Annotated in this window: 17 protein-coding genes; 7 read left to right on the top strand and 10 right to left on the bottom strand. The window is 70.8% G+C overall.

What is annotated here, in order from left to right:
* Positions 1–87 precede the first annotated feature (87 nt).
* The 7 genes from BHU06_RS09730 (at position 88) to guaD (ending at position 7,921) form a co-directional block, all read left to right on the top strand.
* Positions 88–1,008 (top strand): ABC transporter permease, encoded by a 921-nt coding sequence (locus BHU06_RS09730; RefSeq protein ID WP_070398973.1) that lies wholly within the window; start codon positions 88–90, stop codon positions 1,006–1,008.
* Positions 1,009–1,098: 90 nt separating this feature from the next.
* Positions 1,099–2,247 (top strand): BMP family ABC transporter substrate-binding protein, encoded by a 1,149-nt coding sequence (locus BHU06_RS09725; RefSeq protein ID WP_070398972.1) that lies wholly within the window; start codon positions 1,099–1,101, stop codon positions 2,245–2,247.
* Between the two features lie 63 nt (positions 2,248–2,310).
* Positions 2,311–3,306, top strand: coding sequence for an aromatic ring-hydroxylating dioxygenase subunit alpha (locus BHU06_RS09720; protein WP_070399218.1), 996 nt, complete (start codon positions 2,311–2,313; stop codon positions 3,304–3,306).
* A 2-nt stretch (positions 3,307–3,308) separates the two neighbouring features.
* Positions 3,309–4,319: an adenosine deaminase gene (locus BHU06_RS09715; protein ID WP_070398971.1), complete on the top strand. Its 1,011-nt coding sequence runs from the start codon at positions 3,309–3,311 to the stop codon at positions 4,317–4,319.
* 170 nt (positions 4,320–4,489) lie between these two features.
* Positions 4,490–5,353, top strand: coding sequence for a hypothetical protein (locus tag BHU06_RS09710; protein WP_070398970.1), 864 nt, complete (start codon positions 4,490–4,492; stop codon positions 5,351–5,353).
* Between the two features lie 107 nt (positions 5,354–5,460).
* Positions 5,461–6,558: a BMP family ABC transporter substrate-binding protein gene (locus tag BHU06_RS09705; RefSeq protein WP_070398969.1), complete on the top strand. Its 1,098-nt coding sequence runs from the start codon at positions 5,461–5,463 to the stop codon at positions 6,556–6,558.
* Positions 6,559–6,637: 79 nt separating this feature from the next.
* The gene (gene guaD / locus BHU06_RS09700; protein ID WP_070398968.1) at positions 6,638–7,921 is read left to right on the top strand and encodes a guanine deaminase; all 1,284 of its coding nucleotides are present in this window, start codon (positions 6,638–6,640) and stop codon (positions 7,919–7,921) included.
* 57 nt (positions 7,922–7,978) lie between these two features.
* On the opposite strand, the gene BHU06_RS09695 is transcribed toward guaD, so the two are convergent.
* The 10 genes from BHU06_RS09695 to hemP all read right to left on the bottom strand — a co-directional run bounded on the left by BHU06_RS09695 (position 7,979) and on the right by hemP (position 19,604).
* Positions 7,979–9,922 (bottom strand): metallophosphoesterase, encoded by a 1,944-nt coding sequence (locus tag BHU06_RS09695; RefSeq protein ID WP_070398967.1) that lies wholly within the window; start codon positions 9,920–9,922, stop codon positions 7,979–7,981.
* A 153-nt stretch (positions 9,923–10,075) separates the two neighbouring features.
* Positions 10,076–11,074, bottom strand: a complete 999-nt coding sequence (locus BHU06_RS09690) for a cytochrome d ubiquinol oxidase subunit II (protein ID WP_070398966.1) — start codon at positions 11,072–11,074, stop codon at positions 10,076–10,078.
* A gap of 18 nt (positions 11,075–11,092) precedes the next feature.
* Positions 11,093–12,454, bottom strand: a complete 1,362-nt coding sequence (locus BHU06_RS09685; protein ID WP_070398965.1) for a cytochrome ubiquinol oxidase subunit I — start codon at positions 12,452–12,454, stop codon at positions 11,093–11,095.
* Positions 12,455–12,479: 25 nt separating this feature from the next.
* Positions 12,480–13,070, bottom strand: coding sequence for a GbsR/MarR family transcriptional regulator (locus BHU06_RS09680; RefSeq protein ID WP_070398964.1), 591 nt, complete (start codon positions 13,068–13,070; stop codon positions 12,480–12,482).
* Between the two features lie 113 nt (positions 13,071–13,183).
* A complete protein-coding gene (locus tag BHU06_RS09675; RefSeq protein ID WP_083293144.1) occupies positions 13,184–13,990 on the bottom strand; it encodes a heme ABC transporter ATP-binding protein in 807 nt (268 codons plus the stop codon).
* Positions 13,987–15,003 (bottom strand): iron ABC transporter permease, encoded by a 1,017-nt coding sequence (locus tag BHU06_RS09670; protein ID WP_254668153.1) that lies wholly within the window; start codon positions 15,001–15,003, stop codon positions 13,987–13,989. The genes BHU06_RS09675 and BHU06_RS09670 overlap by 4 nt, the downstream gene beginning before the upstream one ends.
* Positions 15,004–15,091: 88 nt before the next feature.
* Positions 15,092–15,982, bottom strand: coding sequence for a hemin ABC transporter substrate-binding protein (locus tag BHU06_RS09665; RefSeq protein ID WP_070398962.1), 891 nt, complete (start codon positions 15,980–15,982; stop codon positions 15,092–15,094).
* A gap of 8 nt (positions 15,983–15,990) precedes the next feature.
* Positions 15,991–17,064 (bottom strand): hemin-degrading factor, encoded by a 1,074-nt coding sequence (locus BHU06_RS09660; RefSeq protein ID WP_070398961.1) that lies wholly within the window; start codon positions 17,062–17,064, stop codon positions 15,991–15,993.
* 20 nt (positions 17,065–17,084) lie between these two features.
* On the bottom strand, positions 17,085–19,307 hold the full coding sequence (locus BHU06_RS09655; protein WP_070398960.1) for a TonB-dependent hemoglobin/transferrin/lactoferrin family receptor: 2,223 nt from the start codon (positions 19,305–19,307) through the stop codon (positions 17,085–17,087).
* A 108-nt stretch (positions 19,308–19,415) separates the two neighbouring features.
* Positions 19,416–19,604: a hemin uptake protein HemP gene (gene hemP / locus BHU06_RS22805; RefSeq protein WP_070398959.1), complete on the bottom strand. Its 189-nt coding sequence runs from the start codon at positions 19,602–19,604 to the stop codon at positions 19,416–19,418.
* Between the last annotated feature and the right edge of the window lie 20 nt (positions 19,605–19,624).

Below are 19,624 nucleotides of genomic sequence, written 5' to 3'. Positions count from 1 at the left end.
CCCCCCTGCGGGACGCTGCCCCCCAAGGGGGAGCGGCCGTGCCTTGGGGTGGCCCGGCGGCAGGCCATTCTTCAACAACTGACACCTATGGAATCGTACGCACTGCTCATTGCCGCCACGCTGAACGCGGGCACCGTGCTGGCCATCGCCTCGCTGGGCCTGCTGATCAACGAGAAGGCCGGCATCGTCAACCTGGGCGCCGAGGGCATGATGCTCTGCGCCGCGTTGGCCGGCTTCGCCACCGTGGTGCACACGGGCAGCAGCTGGCTGGGCTTCCTGGCGGGCATGGGCGCGGGCGCGCTGCTCGCGGCCGTCTTCGGCGTGCTGGTGATCTGGCTCAACACCAACCAGTACGCCACGGGCCTGGCGCTCAGCCTGTTCGGCGCGGGTTTCTCGGCCTTCGCGGGCACGGGCTACGTGCAGGCCACCCTGCCCGAGCAGGTGCGCTGGGCCATCCCCGGCCTGGCGGACATCCCCCTGCTGGGCGCGGCGCTGTTCCGCCACCACCCCATGGTCTATGCCTGCGTGGCCATGGCGCTGGGGCTGATCTGGTTCCTGTACCGCACGCGCGCCGGCCTGGTGCTGCGCAGCGTCGGCGAAAGCCCCGAGTCGGCACACGCCCTGGGCTACCCGGTGCGGCGCATCCGCCTGCTGGCGGTGATGGCCGGCGGCGCCCTGTGCGGCTTGGCGGGCGCCTACGTGTCCACTGTGTACACGCCGCTGTGGGTGGAGGGCATGATCGCCGGCAAGGGCTGGATCGCCCTCGCGCTGACCACCTTCGCCACCTGGCGACCCGCGCGCGTGCTGCTCGGCGCCTACCTGTTCGGCGGTGTCACCATGCTGCAGTTCCACCTGCAGGCCATCGGCCTGCAGATCCCCAGCCAGTTCCTGACCATGCTGCCCTACCTGGCCACCGTGGTGGTGCTGGTGCTGATTTCGCGCAACCCGACCTGGATCCGCGTGAACATGCCCTCGTCGATCGGGAAACCGTTCTACCCGGGGTCATAATTTGCTTGTCACTTTGAATACCCCACCGGGGTGGAGCTGCGGCGCCCGCACCGGTCCGATTCACCCAACCGTCGACACCCGAGGAAACCCATGACAGACCTCCACAAGCGTTCCCTGTTCAAGGTCGCCGCGATGAGCGCGCTGGCCGCCGCCGTGCTGATCGGCTGCGGCAAGAAGGAAGAGGCCGCCGCGCCCGCGCCCGCGCCGGCTGCGCCCGCCGCCGCCCCGGCCGCGCCCGAGCCGCTGAAGATCGCTTTCGCCTACGTCGGCCCGGTGGGCGACGGCGGCTGGACCTTCGCGCACGACAACGGCCGCAAGGCGCTGGAAGCCGAGTTCGGCGACAAGATCAAGACCACCTTCGTGGAGAGCGTGCCCGAGAGCGCCGACGCCGAGCGCGTGATCCGCGACATGGCGTCCAACGGCAACAAGCTCATCTTCGGCACCACCTTTGGCTACATGGAGCCCATGCTCAAGGTCGCCGCCGACTTCAAGGACGTGAAGTTCGAGCACGCCACCGGCTACAAGACGGCCGAGAACATGCGCACCTACGACAGCCGCACCTATGAGGGCGCCTACATGGCCGGCGTGATCGCGGGCTCCATGACCAAGACCAACACCCTGGGCGTGGTGGCCTCCATCCCCATCCCCGAGGTGATCCGCAACATCAACAGCTTCACGCTGGGCGCGCAGTCGGTGAACCCGAAGATCAAGACCAAGGTGGTTTGGGTGAACGGCTGGTTCGATCCGCCCAAGGAGACCGAGGCCGCGACCTCGCTGCTCAACGGCGGCGCCGACATCCTGTTCCAGAACACCGACTCGTCGGCCGTGCTGCAGACCGCCGAGAAGGCCGGCAAGCGCGCCTTCGGCTGGGACTCGGACATGACCGCCTACGGTCCCAAGGCCCACCTGGGCTCGGCCGTCATCAACTGGGGCCCGTACTACATCAAGGCCACCAAGGACGTGCTGGAAGGCACCTGGAGCACCGGCGGTGTGTGGTGGGGCCACAAGGAAGGCGCGATCGACATGGTCTCCATCGCCGACGACGTGCCGGCCGAGACCAAGGCCAAGATCGACACCATCAAGGCCGGCCTGAAGGACGGCAGCTTCCACCCCTGGACCGGTCCCATCCTGGACCAGGCCGGCAAGGAAGTGCTGGCCAAGGACCAGAAGGCGGACGACGCCTTCCTGGGGGGCATCAAGTTCTACGTCAAGGGCGTGGAAGGCAAGCTCCCGAACTGAGCGAAAGCCCCCTGAACCGAAAAGGGCTGCCCAAAGGCGGCCCTTTTTGTTTGAATGGCGGCCATGATCGAACGGCAACTCTGGCATCCCGTGGTGGCTTCGCACACGCTGCGCGAGGCGCCGCTGGCCCGGGGCCTGCTGGGCGAAGCGCTGGTGCTGTGGCGCGAGCACGGCGCGGTGCACGCCTGGGCCGACCGCTGCCCGCACCGGGGCGCCCGCCTGTCGCTGGGGCGCGTGCTCACCACCGTGCAGGGGCCGCGCCTGGAATGCCCGTACCACGGCTGGCAGTTCGAGGCCGGCGGGCGCTGCCGCCACGTGCCGGCCTCGCCCGATTTCCAGCCGCCCCTGGGCCACGCGACCACGGCCTTCGAAGCGCGCGAAGCGCACGGTCTGGTGTGGGTGCGGCTGGACGCGCCGACGGCCGGCTTGCCCGACGCGCCGCCCGCTTTCGCCGAGGCCGGGGACGCCGGCTGGCGCCGCGTGGTCTGCGGACCGTACGCGGTGGCCACCAGTGCGCCGCGCCTGGTGGAGAACTTCCTGGACCTGAGCCACTTCGGCTTCGTGCACGAAGGCTGGCTGGGCGAACGCGGACACGCGCAGGTGCTCGGCGGCGTGGTCAGCGAAAGCCCGCAAGGCCTTCAGGTGCTCAAGGCCCGCGCCTGGCAGCCGCGCGGCTATGCCGAGGCCGGCGGCGGCGCCTGGGTGGACTACGCCTACGAGGTGCCGCACCCCTACGCCGCGCTGTTGCGCAAGGACGCCAGCGATGGCGACCCGATGCGCAACGCCATCGCCCTGTTCATCCGGCCCGATGGCGACGAGGCCTGCACCGCCTGGTTCGTGATGGCCACGCAGAACGACCGCTCCAGCGATGAGGCGCTGGTCGATTTCCAAGACACGGTGTTCGCGCAGGACCGGCCGGTGGTGGAATCCCAGACGCCCAAGGCGCTGCCGATCGGCCGCACCGCCCGCGTGGCCGAAGTGCACGGCCCCGCCGACCGCGTGAGCAGTGCCTACCGCCGCTACCTTCAACGACTGGGCATTGCCCTGGGAACCTGCTGACCATGTCGCCTGCCGAACTTGCCGCCCACCTGCCCAAGGCCGAACTGCACATCCACATCGAAGGCTCGCTCGAACCCGAACTGATCTTCGCGCTGGCGCAGCGCAACGGCGTGAAGCTGCCGTACCGCGGCGTGGAGGCCCTGCGCGAGGCCTACGCCTTCACCAACCTGCAGAGCTTCCTCGACATCTACTACGCGGGCGCCAGCGTGCTGCTGCACGAGGCCGATTTCTTCGACATGGCCTGGGCCTACTTCCAGCGCGCCTACGCCGACCGCGTGATCCACGCCGAGCTGTTCTTCGACCCGCAGACGCATACCGCGCGCGGCGTGGACATCGGCGTGGTCATCGGTGGGCTGCAGCGCGCCTGCGAATGGGCGCAGGCCGAGTTGGGCATCTCCAGCCGGCTCATCCTGTGCTTCCTGCGCCACCTCAGCGAAGAAGAGGCCTTCGCCACGCTGGACGCGGCCTTGCCGTACCGCCAGCACTTCGTCGGCGTCGGCCTGGACTCGAGCGAGCTGGGCCACCCGCCGGAGAAGTTCTCGCGCGTGTTCGCGCGCTGTCGCGAGCTGGGCCTGCATGTCGTGGCGCACGCGGGCGAGGAGGGGCCGCCGGCCTACATCTGGGGCGCGCTGGACGACCTGAAGGCCGAGCGCATCGACCACGGCGTGCGTTGCCTGGACGACCCCGCGCTGGTCGCCGAGCTGGCGCGCCGGCGCACGCCGCTCACGGTCTGTCCGCTGTCCAACCTCAAGCTCTGCGTGGTGAACGACCTGCGCGAGCATCCGATGAAGCGCCTGCTGGACGCCGGCCTGTGCGCCACCGTCAACAGCGACGACCCGGCCTACTTCGGCGGTTACCTCAATGCCAACTTCGTGCAGACCGTCGAAGCCCTGGGCCTGTCGCGCGAGGAGGTCATCACCCTGGCGCGCAACAGCTTCGAGGCGAGCTTCATCGACGAAGAGACGCGCCAGCGCTACCTGGCGCGGCTGGAGGCGGCCAGCGCGCCGCCTTGACGCGCGTCATCCTGCGGCCGGTCGGGTCGGCCTAGAGTGGCCCATCGCATCGCAAGGGGTGAGCCATGCGCGTTGGGCGTGCTCTGTTGTCCGTGGGTCTGTCGCTGGCTCAGTTGTCCTGTGGCGGCAGCGGGGGCTCGGTGCCGCCACCCCCACCTTCGGGCTGGGTCGTGATCGATGCCCCGGCGTCGACCGACACGGTGTGCAACGAGCTTGGCCTGAGCGGCGAGGCCTTCATCAGTCCGACCGATTGGCATTGCTGCGGCGGCTCGGCGGTCGAGATGACCGCGGTCACCGTGACCTGGCGCAATGAGACCTCGGGCGCCGCCGGCACGGCCAGCCAGTCGGTGAAGACGAGCCCCTTCTTGGGCCTGTATGGGCACACCTGGAGCGCCACCGTGCCGCTGGTGCCGGGCACCAACCGCATCGCCGTCACCGCCACCGACACGGCCGGGCTCGCCGGCACGGCGCGCCTGGACATTCGCAAGACCGGGCCGTCGTTCGCGCTGTCCGGGCGTGTGCTGAGCGACGGCGGCCTCTGGGGCCTCGGCTACGCCGAGAGCGGGGTGAGCGTGGCGCTGGCCGGTCCCGCCAGCGCCACGGCCTTGCCCATGAGCGGCGCGGCGCGGGGCGACTACGCCCTGAGCTGCCTGCCGCCGGGGCGCTATGCGGTGACGCCGCGGTCCGGGCCGTTCGGCTTCGCCTTCCAGCCGGCCTCGCGCACCGTCGACATCGTGTCCGCCGACGTGGGGGGCGTGGACTTCCAGGCGCCGGCCCACCGCCTCTCGGGTGGCGTGAGCTGGGCCGGCAGCGGCTTGCCGAGCACGGCCGATTGGATCACCGTGGGCGCCGGCGCGGCCTCCCTGGTGCGCGCCGTCGACGCTCTCGGGGCCTACGGTTTCGTGCTGCCGGATGGGGCCTACACCGTGACGCCGTCCGACCCGCTGTGCCTGGGGTGTTCGTACACGCCGAGCCAGCGCGACGTGCAACTGCAGGGCGCGGACCAGGCCGGCCTGGACTTCCTGCGCCAGTGAGGCGAAGGCCCCGCGACCGAGGGCCCGCCTACAATACGGCCCCGACGCGAGCCGGAGCTTCCCCGGCTCGCGTTTTTTCGTCACTGGAAGCCATGTAGAGGAACACCATGTACAAAAACCTCGCGGCCTGGCGCGCCTTCGCGCCGGCATTGGCCGCCGTGTTGGTATCCCCCCTTGTCGCTGAGGCCCAGCCGGTCAAACCGCCGGTGAAGGCCGCCTTCGTCTATGTGACGCCGCTCACCGAGGCCGGCTGGGTGCGCCAGCACGAGCTCGGCCGCCAGGCCGTGCAGACGGCGCTGGGCGAGCGCGTCCAGACGAGCTACGTGGAGAACGTGGCCGAAGGCGCCGACGCCGAACGCGTGATCCGCGACCTCGCGCAGCAGGGCAACCACATCATCTTCACGCCCAGCTTCGGCTACATGGAGCCCACGCTGAAGGTGGCGCGCGATTTCCCGAACGTGAAGTTCGAGTCCATCACCGGCTACAAGGCCGCGCCCAACGTGGCCACGGCGAACGCGCGCTACTACGAGGGCCGCTACCTGGCGGGCGTGGCGGCGGGCCGGCTGGCCACGCAGGCCGGCTACCTGGCGGGCTTTCCCATTCCCGAGGTGATCCAGGGCATCAACGCCTTCACCCTGGGCATGCGCTCGGTGAACCCGCGCGCCACGGTGAAGGTGGTGTGGCTGGGCGAGTGGTTCAACCCGCCGCGCGAGCGCGACGCGGCCATGACGCTGATGAACCAGGGTGCCGAGGTGCTGGCCTTCCACACCGGCAGCACCGCCGTGATGGTGGCCGCGCAGGAGCGCGGCAAGCTCGCCGTGGCCTACCACTCCGACATGCGCGCGGTGGCGCCCGACGCGCAGGTGGTGGCCGTGACCCACCGCTGGGGCGACTACTACACGCGCCGCGTGAAGGCCGTGCTCGATGGCAGCTGGCGCAGCGAGCAGGTCTGGGGCGGGGTGGCGCAGGGGTTCATCCGCGTCGAGGGCTTCGGCAAGAAGGTGCCCGAGGCCGTGCAGAAAGAGGTGAACGCGCGCCAGGCCGACATGGCCGCCGGCCGCCTGGCGGTGTTCGCGGCGCCCGCCTCGGCCCCGGTGCGCGGCCAGAACGGCCAGACCGTCATCGCGGCCGGGCAGCGCCTGAGCGACGAGCAGATCCTGACGATGAACTGGTTCGTTGAGGGCGTGCAAGGCAGCTTGAACTGAAACCGCCTCCTGCGGCGGGCATAGGCCGCATCGGCGCGGCCGTATGACAGTGTGCGCCGGGCCGTGTAGGCTCCCGGCCATGAATGCCTACCGTGCCAGCCTGCTGCGCTTCGACGAGGACAGCGGCGCCCCCCAGTTCGACGACGACGGCCTGCTGGTGATCGGGCCGGACCACCAGGGCCGGGCCGTGGTGCGCGCGGCCGGTGCACATGGCGCGCTGATCGACCGATACCCCGGCGTGGCCGTGCAGGACCTGCGCGGCCATCTGATCGCGCCGGGCTTCATCGACATGCACGTGCACTACCCGCAGACCGATGTGATTGGCGCGCCCGCCGCCGGTCTGCTGCCCTGGCTGGAGCGCTACACCTTCCCCCACGAATCGCGCTTCCACGACCCCGTTCACGCGCGCGAGGTGGCGCGCTTCTTCTTCGACGAACTGGCGCGCAACGGCGTCACCACCGCGCTCACCTTCGCCACCTCGCACCCGGTCTCGGTGGACGCGGCTTTCGAGGAGGCCCGCGCGCGCGGCCTGCGCTTCATCACCGGCAAGGTGCTGCAGGACCGGCACAGCCCCGAGGGCGTGCGCGACGACACCGAACAAAGCCTGCTCGATACCGAGGCCTTGATCCGCCGCTGGCATGGCGTGGACCGGCTGGGTTACGCGATCACGCCGCGCTTTGCGCCCACCAGCACGCCCGCGCAGCTGCGCGGCGCGGGCGAACTGGCGGCGGTCCACCGCGAGGTCTGGATCCAGTCGCACGTGGCCGAGAACCTCGACGAGGTGCGCTGGGCCCTGGAGCTTTTCCCCAACAGCCGCAGCTACCTCGGCGTGTACGAGGACTTCGGCCTGTTGCGCGAGCGCGCCGTCTACGCGCATTGCATCCACCTGAGCCAGGCCGATCGCGAACGCATGGCGGCCACCGGGGCCGTGGCCGCCGTGAGCCCCACGAGCAACCTGTTCCTGGGCAGCGGCTTCTTCGACTACCGGGCCGCCGACGCGGCCGGCATGGGCTATGGCCTGGCCAGCGACGTGGGCGGCGGCACCAGCTTCTCGCCGTTTCGCACCATGCTGGCGGCCTACACGGTGGGCCGCGAGGGCCAGACCAAGCCGGGATTGAGCCTCGCGCCCGGGCAGCTCTGGTGGCAGCACACCGCGGGCGCGGCGCGCGCACTGGGCCTGCAAGGCGTGGTGGGCAACCTGCAGCCGGGTCATGAGGCCGACTTCGTGGTGCTGGACCCCAAGGCCACGCCACTGCTGGCGCGCAAGACCGCCCAGGCCGACAGCCTGGACGAGTTCCTGTTCGCCCTGATCGTGTTGGGCGACGACCGCGTGGTCGCGCGCACCGTGGTCAACGGCCGCTAGGGCCCGTCCGCGCGGGCGCGGCCCGGCACGGGCGGGCACCCGCCCACCCGCCCACCGTCAACGCGCCACGATGGCCAGGCGGTCGTCGCGGTTCAGGCGGGCCCAGAAGGCGCCCCGGCCGGCGTCGAAACCCACCACGGTGGTGTTGCCGCAGCTGGCGTTCACGTCGGCGGGCAGGGCCGTGAGGTAGCCGGTCTGGTAGGCCTGCGCGCTCACGCAGCCGGCGTCGGCCAGCGGCACCCAGGCGCGTGCCGCGGTGTCGTAACGGGCGATCGCGCTGTTGGCCGCGGTGCGACCGGCTGGGGCGGTGAACTCGAGCACGTAGCTGTCGCCCACGGTGGCCTCGCTCAGCGCCCAGGTCTTGGTGGCGTGCGTGGGCAGCACCACCGGCGCCTTGCCCAGCTCAGTACCGTTGCCGTAGCTGCCGGCCAGGCCGGTGTCGGTGGCGATGTCCTTGGCGACGCCGTACGGGTCGATGTAGGTGCCACCCTGCCCGCTGATGCCGCTGACGATCAGCTCGTCGCTCAGGGTGGCCCCGCCTTTCGCCTGCCAGTTCAGCAGCACCTGCTTCTTCAGGTCGATGGTGGTGCCGCGCACCTCCACTTCCTCGTCGGGCGCGCCGACGTTGATCACGCGCGCGCGCTGGCTGTTGTTGAGGTTGGGGCTGTAGCTCTGGTGGCGCTGGAAGAGGTAGCGGTACATCATGGACTCCATCTCCAGGTTGCTGTTCGCGAAGGAATAGCCTGGCGTGGCGCTCATGGTGCGGGTGCGCGTGTCGTGGCGGTTGAAGGTGTTGTTCACGCCATCGAGCAGGCGCGCGCGGCTGCCGCCGGCCGATGTGCAGGGGCTGGTGCGGTACGAGGGGTCGTAGGCGCCATTGCGCTGGATGTCGCTGGGCACGCTGGAGGGGTAGACGGTCTTGGCGCAGCGGTCGCGGGTGCGGACGAAGCGGTCCATCAGCGTCCAGCTCGGGTTGTCCAGCTGCTGCAGCGCGGCGGCGTTGCTGAGCACCGAATGGGTGACGAAGTAGGAGCGGTAGTCGATCGTCGGCCCCGTCACCTCGAACACCGAGGCGTTGACGTCGACGAAGCCGGTGCTGTCGCTCTGCACCTTCATCATCAGGTAGTCCTGGATGCGCTCGTGCTCGCTGAAGCGGGTTTCGTAGCCCTTGTAGGCGGCGTTGCCGGAGATGATCTGCAGGAAGGGGCGGTCGGTGTCGTCGCGGATCAGGCTGCGCGAGTAGTGGTGCTCATGGCCGCTCACATAGATCACGTCGTGCGCCGCGAGCAGCTGGCGGTACTTGTCGTAGGCGTCGCGGAACAGCACGTCGTTCACGATGGAGATGCTGCCGTCGACGATGTTCTCGCGCACCAGGCCGTAGCGGCTGCCGGCGAAGGAGTTGTGCGTCTGCAGGATGATGTGGTCGACCTTGGCCGCGTGCTTGTTGACCATGGCCTCGACGAAGCCGTAGGCGCGCTCGAACCAACCGTAGGAGATGTTGATCAGCAGCACGTTGTCGCGCACCAGCGCGTAGTTTTTGTTCCGGGAGCCGGGCATGTGCTCGGCGTCGGCCGGGATGAGGGACTCGACGGTGTCGTGCCAGTCCTGGTCCGTTCCCTTGGGCTCGTGGTTGCCCATCACGGGCAGGATGGTCAGCTTGTCCTTGTACTGGTCGGCCAGTCCGCGCCACATCGCGTATTCCTGCGGCGTGCCGTTCTCGACCAGGTCGCCGACGGCGAGCACGATCTTCACGCCTTGCTGCACATGGAAGTCGAGCACCGCCTTCATGGGGTGCAGGGCCACGCCGGAGTTGCTGCCCTGGGTGTCGGGCATCACGCCGATCTTGAGCGTGGTTGGTGTCGGGTGGGTGCTGGGTGGCGGGCTGGGCGGGGTGGCGCTGTCGGCGGCGCCGCCACCGCCACCCCCGCAGGCGGCGAGCGTGAGGCTGGCAGCCAGCGCGAGCGCGCTGGCACGGGGTCGGGCATTGTTGTTGGCGAGCATGGAGGTCTTCCGCGTTGTGGTGGTGCCAACGAAAAACTGTTGGCGCACCAATGATCGGGAAGCCCCATGGCATTCGCGTGAATGCGCGGCCGTTCGGAACCGGCGCGGCGCATTCGCCAGGGTGCAGGCCCACCGGCGGGTGGGCCGCCGGACTCAGTTGTAGGTGAGCGGGTGCGCCTTGCCCCAGAAGACGCGGTACAAATAAATCGTGTACACGACGATCACCGGCAGCGTGATCGCCACGCCGATGAAGATGACGGTCAGCGAGCCCGTGGCCGCCGCCGCGTCCCACAGCGTGAGCCGGCCGATCACGATGTCCGGGAAGATGCTGTAGGCCAGGCCGAAGAAGGCCAGCACGAAGATCAGCACGGTGTTCACGAACACCAGCCAGCCATAGCCGGCGTCGATGAGGTTCGGCCGCGTGACCACCCAATGCACGGCGAAGAAGGCCGCCGCGCAGATCAGCGGCACCGGCAGCAGGGCAAAGATCTGCGGCAGGCCGAACCACTTTTCGACCACCGCCGGGTTCACCAGCGGCGTGGCCGCCGAAATGGCCAGCAGCGCCACGCCCATGGGCCACAGGGCGCGGCGCGCCCAGCCCACGGCCCGGTGCCGCAGCTCGCCCTCGGTTTTCATGATGAGCCAGCCCGCGCCCAGCAGCAGGTAGGCCGCGGGCAGCGTGACGGCGATGCCCAGGCTGAACAGCGTGCCGATCGGGCCGGTGTCGAAACCGGTGATGTAGCTGCCTAGCATCCAGCCCTGGGCCATGCTGGCGGCCAGCGATCCGGCGAAGAAGGCGCGGTTCCAGAACGGCAGGTACCGGGTGGGCGCCTTGACGCGAAAGTCGAAGGCCACGCCGCGCAGGATTAGGCCCACCAGCATGACCGCCACCGGCAGGTACAGCGCCTGCAGCACGATGCCGTGCGCCTTGGGAAACGCCACCAGCAGCACGCCCACGCCCAGCACCAGCCAGGTTTCGTTGGCGTCCCAGAAGGGGCCGATGCTGGCGATCATGGTGTCCTTCTGGTCGCGCTCGCCCAGCGGCAGCAGCAGGCCCACGCCGAGGTCGTAGCCGTCGAGCACCACGTAGGCCAGCAGCGCCAGGCCCATCACGGTCATGAAGATCAGGGGGAGGAATTCGGCCCAGGTCATGTGGATCTCCGTCGAGGTTCAGGCGCCGGCCTTGCCCAGTTCGCCATGCGGCGCTTCGGGCGCGTGCTTCACGGGATGCTCGGCCATGTACTTGAGCACGCCCACGTAGGTGATCAGCAGCAGGCCGTAGACGGTGAGGTAGGCCGCGAGCGTGAGCGCCACGTGGCCCGAGGCGATGGTGGTGGCCACGTCGGCCGTGCGCAGCAGGCCATAGACGATGAAGGGCTGGCGGCCGATCTCGGTGACGTACCAGCCCGCCAGCGTGGCCAGCCAGCCCGAGAACGTCATGGCCGCCAGGGTCCACAGCAGCGGGCGCGGCAGCCGGGTGCGCGCGTCGCCGCGCTGCGGCCACAGCTTGTACACGCCCCACAGCGCGACGAGCAGCATCAGCGAGCCCACGCCCACCATGACGCGGAAGGCATAGAACACCGGGGCCACGGGCGGGTGCGCGTTCGGGAAGTCGGCGATGCCCCGCAGCTCGCCCTCCCACTCGTGCGTGAGGATGAGGCTGCCCAGCTTGGGCACCTTGACGGCGTAATGCGTGGTGCCGGCCTTTTCGTCGGGGATGCCGAACAGCGTGAGGGCGGCGCCCTTCTCGGTTTCCCAGACGGCTTCGATCGCGGCGACCTTGGCCGGCTGGTGTTTCAGTGTGTTGAGGCCGTGCAGGTCGCCCACGAAGATCTGCACCGGGGCGATGAGCGCGGCCGCGAACACGGCGGTGCGCAGCGCCTTGTGCGTGCCGCCGGTGGCGCTGCCTTTGAGGAGCTGCCAGGCGCACAGCCCCGCGATGAGGAAGGACGCGGTGAGCCCCGAGGCCAGCAGCTTGTGCGCCAGGCGGTAGGGGAAGGAGGGGTTGAAGACGATGGCGAACCAGTCCACCGCAATGAACTCGCCCTTGACGATCTCGGCGCCCGCCGGCGTCTGCATCCAGGAGTTGAGGCTGAGGATCCAGAAGGCCGAGAACGTGGTGCCCAGCGCGACGAGGAAGGTGGCGATGAGATGCACGCGCTCGCTCACGCGGCCCCGGCCGAACAGCATGATGCCGAGGAAGCTGGCCTCCAGGAAGAAGGCGGTGAGCACCTCGTAGCCCAGCAGCGGGCCGGCGATGTTGCCGGCCTTTTCCATGAAGCCCGGCCAGTTGGTGCCGAACTGGAAGCTCATGGTGACGCCCGAGACCACGCCCAGCGCGAAGCTCAGCGCGAACACCTTGGTCCAGAAGTAATAGGCCTCCTCCCAGGCCTGTTCGCGCGTGCGCACGAAGCGCAGGCGGAAGAACAGCAGGAACCAGCCCAGGGCGATGGTGATGGTGGGAAAGAGGATGTGGAAACTGATGTTCGCGGCGAACTGCAGGCGCGAGAGCAGCAGGGTGTCGAATTCCATGGCGGGCGCTCCTTCGGGTTCTGGGTCAGGCCGCTTTGCCGGCCTTGTCGCCGCGCGCGGGGGCCTTGCCGGTCAGGCGGTCCTTGATCTCGAGCACACGCGTGACCGTAGCGCCCATGCCCATGAGTTGCAAGGCCGTCTCGGGCGCGAGCTTCTGCACGTCGTCGAACCAGGTCATGAGGCGGTCGATGAGGTCGTGCATTTCGCGCATGCGCTGCTGCGCGTGGCGTTCGGCCTCGGACTTGGGCGTCTCCAGCAGCGCGGTGCGCAGCATGGACAGGGTGGGCTCGATCTCGCGCCGGCGGCGCTCTTCGGCCAGCACGCGGAAGATCTCCCACACGTCCGCCGGCGCTTCGAAGTACTCGCGGCGGTCGCCCGGCTGGTGGCGCAGCCGCACCAGGCGCCAGGCCTGGAGTTCTTTCAGGCCCATGCTGACGTTGGAGCGCGAGAACTCCAGGGTTTCGGCGATCTCATCGGCGCACAGCGCCTGGTCCGAGAGGTAGAGCAGGGCGTAGATCTGCCCCACGGTGCGGTTGATGCCCCAGCGGCTGCCCATCTCCCCGAAGTGGGCGACGAACTCGCGGTTGAGGGGTGGGAGGTGGTCTTGCAGCGGCATGGCCGGCACTGTAGCCGGTTTGGCCTGAAGTTTCAGAAATTACTGAAATTCCAGAATTGGCCTGAGGGCCTTCGCTGAGGGCCGGCGGCCTGGACGGCCCGGCCGGCCGGGCCTCAGGGGGTCATGACGAACTGCGGCACGCCCGCCGGGTCGAGCACCGGGTGGGCCTTGACGCGCCAGACCGCGCGCACCAGGTCGGCGGTGAGGGCGTCGGCGGTGGCGCCGTGGGCCACCACCTGGCCATGCGCCAGCACCCACGCGCGGTCGGCGTAGCGCAGTGCGAGGTTGAGGTCGTGCAACACCATCAGCACACCGATGCCCTGCTCGCGCGACCAGTCGCGCAGCGCGCTTAGGCTCTGGTGCTGGTGCTGCAGGTCCAGCGCGGCGGTGGGTTCGTCCAGCAGCAGCCAGCGCGGCAGGCCGTCGGCGCAGGGCCGCCAGACCTGGGCCATGGCGCGCGCCAGCTGCACGCGCGCGCGCTCGCCGCCGCTGAGCTGGCGGATGCCGCGCCGCGCCAGCGCCTCGACCGAGGCGCGGCGCATGGCGGCGCGCACGATGGCGGCCTCATCGGGTTCGGGGTGCTGGCGGTGCGGGTAGCGGCCCAGTTCCACCACCGCTTGCGCGGTGAAGTCGAAGGCGGGTACCAGGTCCTGCGGCAGGTAGGCGCGGTGGCGGGCGAAGCCGGCCGCGCTGCCGGTGTGCAGTGGCTGCCCGTTGAGCCACACGCGGCCGGCGTCGGTGCGTTGCAGGCCGCCCAGCGTGCCCAGCAGCGTGGACTTGCCCGCGCCGTTGGGGCCCAGGATCACACCCACCTCGCCCGCGCGCAGCTGCAGGTCGACGCCCTTGAGCACCTCGCGCGCGCCATGGCGCACGCACAGGCCCTCGGCGTGCAGCCGCTTCGGGTCGCCGCCGCCGCTCACAGCGTCCTTGCGTGCGCACTGCGCAGCAGGGCCAGGAAGAAGGGCACACCCACCCCGGCGGTGATCACGCCCAGCGGCAGCTCGGCCGGCGCCAGCGCCGTGCGCGCCCAGGCGTCGGCCACCAGCACCAGGCAGGCGCCGAGCAGGGCCGAGCCCGGCAGCACCCAGCGGTGGTCGGCGCCGGCGAGCAGGCGCACGATGTGGGGCGCCACCAGGCCGATGAAACCGATGGTGCCGGTGGTGGCCGTGACCGCGCCCACCGCGAGCGCCGTGACCACGACGCACAGGCGCTTGAGGCCTTCCACGCGTACGCCCAGCATCACGGCCTGCGCCTCGCCCAGCGCCAGCGTGTTGAGCGCGCCCGCCAGGCGCAGGCCGATGGCCAGCGCGGCGGTGGTGATGCCTGCGACCAGCAGCACCGCGCTCCAGCGCGCGCCGCCGAGGCTGCCGAGCAGCCAGAACTGCAGGTTGCGCAGCTGTTCGTCGGTGGCCAGGAAGTTCAGCAGGCCCAGGCCCGCGCCCGCCAGCGCGTTGACCGCGATGCCGGCGAGCAGCATCAGGCCGACGCGGGTGCCGCCTTCGCTGCGCGAGAGCAGGTAGATCAGGCCCGTGACCGCCAGCCCGCCCGCGAAGGCCATCAGCACCAGCGGCCAGCTGCCCAGGGCGCGCGGCAGCTCGGGGAACCAGGTGGCGCCCAGCACGATGGTGGCGCCCGCCGCCAGCGCCGCGCCGCTGCTCACGCCGATGAGGCCGGGATCGGCCAGCGGGTTGCGGAACAGGCCCTGCATGAGCGCGCCGGCCATGCCCAGCCCGGCGCCCGCGGCCACGCCGAGCAGCAGGCGTGGCAGGCGGATGTTGAAGAAGACCAGTTCGGGCCCGCTGCGCGCGGCCTCGGCGCCACGGCCGAGCGCGCCCCACAGCAGCGGGGGCAGTTCGCGCAGCGGCAGGCCGTAGGCGCCCCGGCCGGCGGCCCACAGCGCGCACAGCGCGAGCAGCAGGCCCAGCAGGGCCAGGGTCCAGGGGCCGCGCCGCTGCGCCGGTGGCCAGGGCGAGGCGCTCGCGCGCGCGAGCGTGCTCACGGCATCCTCTTGCGAACGGCGCTCACGCGGCCACCAGGCGCTGGTGCAACTCGCCCACCACGCGGGGCAGGCGCGGGCCGAAGCCCAGCAGTTCGAGCGCGTCCAGGTGCACGAGGGCGCGGCCGCTGTCGCGGCGCCGCCAGGCGGGCGTGAGCGGCAGTTCGGGGCGGCGCCAGAAGGCGGCCTCGCCACCGATGGCGTCCAGGCCCTGCGTGGTGGTGAGGATCGCGTGCGGCGCGGCGGCGGCCATGGCCTCGGCCGTCATCGGGCGGTAGCCCTTGAAACCCGAGAGGGCGTTGCGCGCGCCGGCGAAGCCGATCAGGGCGTGGGCCGCCGTGGCCTCGCCGGCCACCATGGGGCTGCCGCCGTGCGCGAGCACGAACAGCACGCGGGGCGCGGGGCCGGCGTGCGCGCGCACGCGCCGCAAGGCCTGGTCCCATTGCGCGTCCAGCGCGACCAGCAGGTCCTGTGCCGCGCGCGCCTTCGACGCGGCGCGGCCCACGGCCTGCACCTTGCGGCGCACCTCGCCCCAGTCGTGGCTGCTCTCGATCAGATCGACCGTCACGCCGGCCGAGCGCAGCTGGTCGAGCACCACGGGCGGCCCCGCGTCGCCTGGCGCGATGACGGTGTCGGGCCGCAGCGCGAGCAGGCCTTCGGCGGAGAGCTGGCGCAGGTAGCCGACTTTGGGCGTGGCCAGCGCGGCGGCGGGGTAGAGGCTGGTGGTGTCGGTGCCCACCAGCAGGTCCTGCGCGCCGAGCGCGTAGACCACCTCGGTGATGCCGCCGCCCACGGTGACCAGGCGTGGCGCGCGCGGTGGCGCCGCAGCGAAGGCGGGCAGGGCGGTGCCGGCGACCAGGGCGGCGGTGGCGCGCAGCAGCGCGCGGCGGCGCGGGGGGACGCGGGTGGGTGCCATGGCGCGCCTCAGGCCGGGGTGGGCGCGTCCAGCGTGGGCCGCTGCGCCAGCACGTCGCGCCAGGCGCCGCGCTCGGGCTGGCCGGGCTTGCGCGCGCCGAAGAACATGGCCATGAGCTCGCCTCGCGCGTCGAAGGCCTCCAGCGAGGTGACGACGCCGTCGCTGGTGGGCTTCTCCACCACCCAGGCCTCGTCGATCAGGTCCTCGCGCAGGTGCAGGTTGAAGCCGGGATCGAGCACGTTGAGCCAGGCCTGGCCGTTCATCTCCAGCGGCTCCACGCGCTTCACCGGCCCGGTGTGGATCTGGATGCAGCCCGGGCTGCCCACGAAGACCATGATGGGCGTGCCGTTGAAGGCGGCGTCGGTGAGCGTTTCGCGCACGGCGCCGCGCTCCACGCGGCGCGTGTAGCGGCCTTCGACCAGGCGGAAGCCCTGGCGCCGCTCGACCCCGAATTGGCGCAGCAGCGGGAAGAACTGGTGCGTGTCGGTCATGGCGCCCCAGGCCTCGGAGAAGGCCTTGGCGTCGACCCGCGCGGGGGTCTCGGTGGCGGGCGAGGCCGGGGCCTCGAAGGCGGGCGTGGCGGCCGGATCCTGCCACTGCTCGACCACGCGGCGCCAGGCCGCGCGGTCGCTGGTCTCGCGCAAGAAGATCTTGTGCACGGCGGTGCCGTGGCGGTCGAAGAACTGCAGGCTGGGCAGGGCTTCGTTGCCTGGGTTCTGCGTCCACTCGGTCACCGCCAGGCCCGCGTGCCATTGGTGGAAAAAAAGGCGCAGGTCGATGTCCTCGCCCAGCGCCAGGCCGATGGCGCCTTCGCCGGAGAGCTTGTCGTAGACGCCGGTCTTCTCGTGTACCGCGCCCTCGTTGCGCGTGAGCGCGAGCAGCGGCCCGCAGGGCTTGAGTGACCGCAGCAGCGCGAGCCAGTCGGCCCTGAGCGCGACGGCGCGCGTGGGACCTTCGTCGGCGCCGATGTGCGCGGCCAGCGCGGCGCCCTCGCTCACGCCGATGGATTCGGCGGCGTCGCGCGCGCGCCGACCCTGGGCGCGCGCGGCCTGGTAGGCGGTGCGGATGTCGTGGATGTCCATGCGGGTTCTCCTTGTGGGGCTCAGAAGTCGGTGACCAGCGCCAGCGACAGGCTGCGGCCGGGCGAGGTGTAGGCGTCCAGCGTGGCCAGGTTGCCGGCCACGCCTTGCACGCTGCTCCACAGCCAGTACTTACGGTCCGTCAGGTTGTGGATCGCCGCGCTCAGGCGCGTGCGGGGGGTGATGCGCCAGGTGGCGCGCAGGTCCAGCGTGGTCCAGGCGGGCGTGGCGAACTGCTGCGGCGTGCTGCTGCGGTCGATGTCCTCGCTGTCCTTGGCCAGCGCGTGCGTGAGCACGGCGCCCAGGGTCCAGTCGGCGATGCGGTGGTCCACGCCCAGCACCAGCTTGGCCGGGTTCACCGAGTTCAGCGGCTGGTTCAGCAAGGTGTCGCGGCCCTTGGTCCGGCCATAGGCCAGCTTGAGCGTGGTGGCCGGCGTCACGGTCCAGCGGCCTTCGAGTTCGACGCCGCTGAGCTTGACGCGGCCGCGGTTGACGGCCTGGAACAGGATGGGATTGCCCGGCGCGCCCGTGCCGCCGACCCGCACGTTGTCCTCGATGAAGTCTTTGTAGCGGCCGGTGAAGGCGGTGACCAACCAGTTCAGCCGGCCGTGCTCGCCGCGCGCGCCGAGCTCCAGGGTCTGGCTGGTCTCGGGCTTGAGGTCCGGGTTGGGCAGGGTGCGGTAGTTGGCGAGCGCGTTCTGGAAGAAGTTGTTGAGCTGCAGCGGGCTTGGCGCCTTGAAGCCGGCCGCCGCGTTGGCGAACACCTGCCAGTGCGGATGGGGGCGCAGGATCAGGCCCAGCTTGGGCGAGAGCGCGCTGTCGGACAGCGCCGCCGGGGCGAGCGGGTACAGGGGGCTGCTCTGCGGCTTGAGCGAGAAGCGGTCGTAGCGCAGCGCGGGAATAACGCTCCAGCGCTCGCTCACGAACTCACTCTGCAGGAAGAACGCGCTGTTGGTCTCGCGCGTCTTGGGGAAGCGCTGCAGCGGGTAGGTTTCGTAGGCCGGGCCGGCCACGCCAGTGACCAGGTTGTCGAGTTCGGCCACCGACACGTCGGCGCCGTAGACCAGGGTATGGGCCCAGCCGTTGCCGAGCGGGCGCGTGCGCTCGGCCTGCAGCACGGCCTGCCAGAGGTCTTCCTCGTAGCGCACGTCGCGTTCGCGCACGGTGGGCAGGGCGGTGCGGACCTCGCGCGACCACTCGCGCGAGCGCGACTGCTGGTAGCCCAGGGTGGCGCGCAGCGTGTCGGCCCAGGCGGACTGGAGGAAGAAGCGGCCGTCCCAGCTGGCGCGCGTGCGCTGCATCTCGCTGGTGCCATCGAGGTCCTGCACGCCGGTGACCGTGGGCGAGCGGCCCGTGTAGCCCTCGACCGCGGTGTTCTTGTCGACGTGTTCGAGGGTGAAGGTGTGGGTCTGGCCCGCGCCGGGCGTGAGCACGATCTTGCCCAGCGCTGAGACGCTGCGGTCTTTCTGCGGGTTGGGGACGGTGCGGTTGCTGTTGAGCGAGCGGTTGTCGCCCTTGTTGTCCAGTTCGCGGGCGCGGCCCACCTGCACGCTGCCCAGCCACTGCAGGCGGTCGCTGGCGATGCCGGCCAGCGTGAGCCCCGTGCCCGCGCTCTTGTCCTCGGTGTCGGCGCGCACGCCCGCGCGGCCGCCGAAGGTCTGGCCCTCCTTTAGCAGGTCCTTGGGCGCGGTGGTGGTCATGGCCACCATGCCGGCCAGGCCGTCGGAGCCGTGGAGCGCCGAGGCCGCGCCGCGCAGGATCTCCACGCGCGAGATCAGGCCGAGGTCGTAGTAGTCGCGGCCGAATGCGGCGGCGCCGAACACCTGGTTGTTGAGTTCGCGCGGCATGCGGATGCCGTCCACCGTGAGCAGCACGCGGTTGCCGTCCAGGCCGCGGATGTTGAAGCCCGCGTTGCCGTCGCGGCCGGTGGAGCCGCTGACCGCGCCGAAGCGCTGCGGCGCGCGCTTGACCTCCACGTTGGGCAGCTCGCGAACCAGCTCGCGGATGTCTTGGGCCCGGGTGGGGTCCAAGGCCTCGCCTTCGATCACGTCGATGCGCGCGGGCACTTCCTCTAGCTCACGCTCGCTGCGCGAGCCGGACACCACCACGGGCTTGAGCGAGCCGGGGGCGACCTGCGTGGCGGAGCCGGGGACGGTTTGCGCATGGACCGGCGCGGCCGCGAGCAGCGCGCAGGCCAGCGCGACGGGGTGGAGGGCGGAAGAAGGGAAAAGGCGAAGGCGTGGCACGAGGGCACCCGGTGTTTGTGGTGAAAGACACGGGCTGGCTCGCGCGCCGCGAAGCGGCAACTGGCTGGCTGGTAGCGAAAGGCGCGCGCCGCGGCGCGCCGGTGGAACCTATTTGGTGAGGATCAGTTTGTTCTGCGCGGTCAGGCTCAGCTTGTAGTGCTGGCCGTCGTGCTCGATGAACACGTCGCGCCGGCCGCCGCTCAGCTGGCCGAACTGCACCTGCGCCGCGGGCACCGGCGAGGGCGCGGGCGCGGGCGTCGATGGCGGGAGGGGGGTGGCGGGCTTCACGGACGGCATGCCTGCATCATAAACACAAA

It is taken from the genome of Hydrogenophaga sp. PML113 (genome assembly GCF_001777155.1).
In the GTDB taxonomy this organism is placed as follows: domain Bacteria; phylum Pseudomonadota; class Gammaproteobacteria; order Burkholderiales; family Burkholderiaceae_C; genus Hydrogenophaga; species Hydrogenophaga borbori.
The sequence above is the reverse complement of the archived record's forward strand: the minus strand, read 5'-3'. Positions and strand labels throughout refer to the sequence as shown.